The 3,545-nt window shown below is 66.7% G+C and carries 5 protein-coding genes; all 5 read left to right on the forward strand.

Annotated features, from left to right (window positions below):
- Positions 1–328: glycosyltransferase (locus BGO62_RS00690; RefSeq protein WP_296638526.1), on the forward strand; the 328-nt coding region annotated here is incomplete at its 5' end.
- Between the two features lie 75 nt (positions 329–403).
- Complete coding sequence (locus BGO62_RS00695; RefSeq protein ID WP_296638529.1) at positions 404–1,108, forward strand: sulfotransferase; 705 nt, start codon at positions 404–406, stop codon at positions 1,106–1,108.
- A complete protein-coding gene (locus BGO62_RS00700) occupies positions 1,105–2,481 on the forward strand; it encodes a phenylacetate--CoA ligase family protein (RefSeq protein ID WP_296638532.1) in 1,377 nt (458 codons plus the stop codon). Before BGO62_RS00695 ends, BGO62_RS00700 begins: the two co-directional genes overlap by 4 nt.
- Positions 2,482–2,490: 9 nt before the next feature.
- Complete coding sequence (locus BGO62_RS00705) at positions 2,491–2,709, forward strand: hypothetical protein (protein ID WP_296638534.1); 219 nt, start codon at positions 2,491–2,493, stop codon at positions 2,707–2,709.
- Positions 2,706–3,545, forward strand: an 840-nt coding sequence (locus BGO62_RS00710) for a putative O-glycosylation ligase, exosortase A system-associated (RefSeq protein WP_296638537.1), incomplete at its 3' end; no start/stop codon positions are given. The genes BGO62_RS00705 and BGO62_RS00710, both read left to right, overlap by 4 nt.

Consider the following 3,545-nt stretch of genomic DNA (forward strand, 5'->3'; position numbering starts at 1 on the left):
CGTGCTGGCGACCCGCAACGAAGGCTGGGCCAATGTATTTCTCGAGGCCATGGCCTGCGGCCTGCCGGTCGTCACCACCGACGTCGGCGGCAATGCCGAGGTGGTCTGCCGCGCCGAGCTCGGCAGCGTGGTGCCGTTCGGCGACACGGCGGCCTTGCAGCAGGCTCTGGACGCCGCGCTGACTGCGCATTGGAACCGCGCCGCGATCCTCGACTACGCCCGCGCCAACCAGTGGGACAAGCGCGTGGCGCAGCTGCTGAATGCGTTCGAGCAGGTGCTGGCGGGGGCGCCGGAATCGATCCGGCCAAGCGCCGCAGCCGCCAAATGACAAACCAGCCCAAACCCGCCACCGGCCACGACGCCCGCAGCCTGCCTGTGCGCATCCGGCATGCGCTGTGGCGGCATGCAGCGCTCCGGCACCAACCTCTTGATGGACGTGCTGGATGCCAGCGTGCTGACCCAGGTGTTCCACGAGACCGATCCGCGCGCGTTCGAGCGCTACGAGATGCGCGATCTGGCTGTGATCCGGCAGCTTGCGCTGCAATGCCCGGCGCCGGTTTTCGTGATCAAGGCGCTGTGCGAGCTCGATCGCGTCAAGGCCTTGATGGATGCGTTCGCGCCCGCGAAAACCCTGTGGGTCGTGCGCGACTGGCGCGACAGCGTCAGCTCGGCGATCAAGTCCTTCGGCAATTTTGTGCCGCAATGGCAGCGCCTGGCGCATGGCGATGCGAGCGACTGGCGCGGACGCGGCATGTCGCCCGCCACCCGTGAATTGCTCGCCGCGCTATACCGTGCGGAGGCCAGCGAAGCCGAGGGCGCGGCCATCATGTGGTTTTACCGCAATGCGCTGTTTTTCGAACAGCAACTGGCCGCCGATGCGCGCGTGCGTGTCGTTTTTTATGAAGACATGGTGCAGCAGCCGCTGCGCGAAGTCGCTGCGGTATACGATTTTCTCGATCTGCCCGGCTTCAATGCCGCGACTGCCGGGCGCATCCATGCGCGGTCGGTGAAGCGCCGCCGCCCGCCCGACATTGCGCCTGCCGTGATCGGCCTGTGCGACGAATTGCTGGAGCGCTTCAGGGCGCTGTCCCGGAGGACGCCGTCATGAGCGTTCCCGCCTGGCTCGCCCGCGGCGTGTTTCGCGTCCAGGAGGCGGCGATGCGCCGGCCGACCTTCGCCATGCTTGCCGAACTGGAGCGCACGCAGTGGCTGTCGCGCAGCGAGATGCTGGATTATCAGACCGGGCATCTCAACGTGCTGCTGCAGCTCGCCCTGGCGCACAGCCCGTGGCATGCGGACAGGCTGCAGGCCGCCGGGCTGGCCGATGCCGTCAGGGCCGGGGCGGTGTTGCCGAGCGACTTGCCGCGCCTGCCGACGATGGACAAGCGCGACGCCCGCGACAACGTCGAACGGCTGGTGTGGCGCGGGGTGCCGGGCGGGGTGTTCCCCTACACCACCGGCGGTTCCAGCGGCGAGCCGCTGATTTTCTATTTCGGCCGTGCACGCCAGGCCGCCGACGCCGCCGGGCGGCTGCGCGCGCGCCGCTGGTGGGGCGTCAATCCGGGCGAGCGCGAGGTGTACCTGTGGGGCGCGCCGGTGGAGCTGAACAAGACCGACCGCATCAAATCCCTGCGCGACCGCCTGGTCAACCAGCTGTTGCTGAATGCGTTCGAGATGTCGCCCGTGCGCATGGACGATTACCTGCAGGCGATCAGGACATGGAATCCGCGGGCGATCTATGGCTATGCCAGCAGCCTGGCGCTGCTGGCCGCGCATGCCGAAGCGCGCGGCATCCGGCCGAGGCTGGATGCGCTACGCGTGGTGAGCAGCACCGGCGAGCCGCTGTTTCCGCATCAGCGCGAGTTGATCGAACGCGTGTTCGGGGTGCCGGTCTCGGTCGAGTACGGCGCCCGCGACGCCGGCCTGATGGCGCTGCAGGCGCCGGACGGCTCGCTGCTGCAGATGAGCGAGACGCATCTCGTCGAGGTGCTGGATGCGGCGGGCAATCCGGCAGAGGAAGGCGAGGCGGTGATCACCAGCCTGGTGTCGGCGGCGCAGCCCTTCATCCGCTACCGCACCGGCGACGTGGTCAGGCGTTCGGGGCGGGCCGATCCCGGCGGTCGCGGTCTCGCCGTACTGGATGCTGTGGTGGGGCGGCAGACCGATTTCATCGTCGCCGCCGACGGCCGCATCATGCATGCGCTGGCGGTGATTTACGTGCTGCGCGCAATCCCCGGCGTGGGCCAGTTCAAGCTGATCCAGCACGCGGTCGACCGGCTGGAGGTGCAGGTGGTGCCGGATGCGCGCTGGAACGACGCGGCGCGCGAGGCGATCCTGCATGGATTGCGTGCGCGCCTGGGCGCCACCCTGGTCGTCGATCTGAACCTGCTGGATACGATCGCGCCGGAAGCCTCGGGCAAGCACCGCTACGTCGTCAGCCACGTCCCCCTGCACGGCGCGCTGGCGCAAGCCGTTGCCTGAACCGCGCGCATGAAGCCGGCCGCCTGGTTCGAACTGCCGATGCGCCGCGAGCCCCGGCGCCCGCCGGCCCGGATCAGGCGCAACCGGCGCGCGGCGGGGAGCGAGCCTGCCCTGCGCGCCGCGTCGCAATTGTGTACCCTGAATGCTGGAAACCTTGCCGATGCCCTGATGATGAATATGGCGGACATCATGATTTCACCGATGGCGCAGAAAACCCAATCCGTATGAGAGACCTATTCATTGCCGGCCTGATTTTCGGCCTGCTTCCTTTCGTGTTCAAGCGCCCCTGGCTGGGCATCCTGCTGTGGTCGTGGCTGGGCTACATGAATCCGCACCGGCTGGCATGGGGATTCGCCTACGATCTGCCGTTCTCCATGATCGTCGGCCTGGTCACCATCGTGGCTTTCATGGCGTCGAAGGAGAAAAAAGAGATGCCATGGACGCGGGAAACCATCGTCCTGCTGATCTTTATCGGCTGGATGCTGTTCACTACCTTCTTCGCGTTCTATTCCGATTCCGCCTGGCTGCAGTGGAACAAGGTATGGAAGATCCAGCTGATGGTCTTCCTCACCGCGCTCATCATCACCGATCGCCACAAGCTGCACTGGCTGATCTGGGTGATCGCCCTGTCGTTCGGCTTTTATGGCGTCAAGGGCGGGATTTTCACCATTCTCAACGGCGGCGCCTACCGGGTGCAGGGGCCGTCCGGAACCTTCATCGGGGGCAACAACGAACTGGCGCTGGCGCTGGTGATGGCGATTCCACTCATCCGTTACCTGCACCTGCAGGAAACCCGCAAGTGGATCCGCATCGGGCTGGCCAGCGCCATGGTGCTGACCGGCGTCGCGGCCATTGGCAGCCAGTCGCGCGGCGGTCTGGTGGCGATGCTGGCGATGGGGCTGTTCCTGTGGCTGAAAAGCCGCAACAAGCTCGTCACCGGCATCTACATGGCGGTGGCCGTGGGCATCATGGCATCGGTCATGCCGCAGGCATGGTACGACCGCATGAACACGATCGAGACCTACGAGCAGGACCAGTCCGCACAGGGGCGGATCAACGCCTGG

This window comes from Thiobacillus sp. 65-1402 (assembly GCF_001897685.1).
Lineage (GTDB): Bacteria > Pseudomonadota > Gammaproteobacteria > Burkholderiales > Thiobacillaceae > Thiobacillus.

Coding starts and splice junctions, on each gene's coding strand:
- BGO62_RS00700 (WP_296638532.1), top strand. CDS start 1,105: ATGAGCGTTCCCGCCTGGCTCGCCCGCGGCGTGTTTCGCGTCCAGGAG.
- BGO62_RS00705 (WP_296638534.1), top strand. CDS start 2,491: ATGAAGCCGGCCGCCTGGTTCGAACTGCCGATGCGCCGCGAGCCCCGG.
- BGO62_RS00695 (WP_296638529.1), top strand. CDS start 404: ATGCAGCGCTCCGGCACCAACCTCTTGATGGACGTGCTGGATGCCAGC.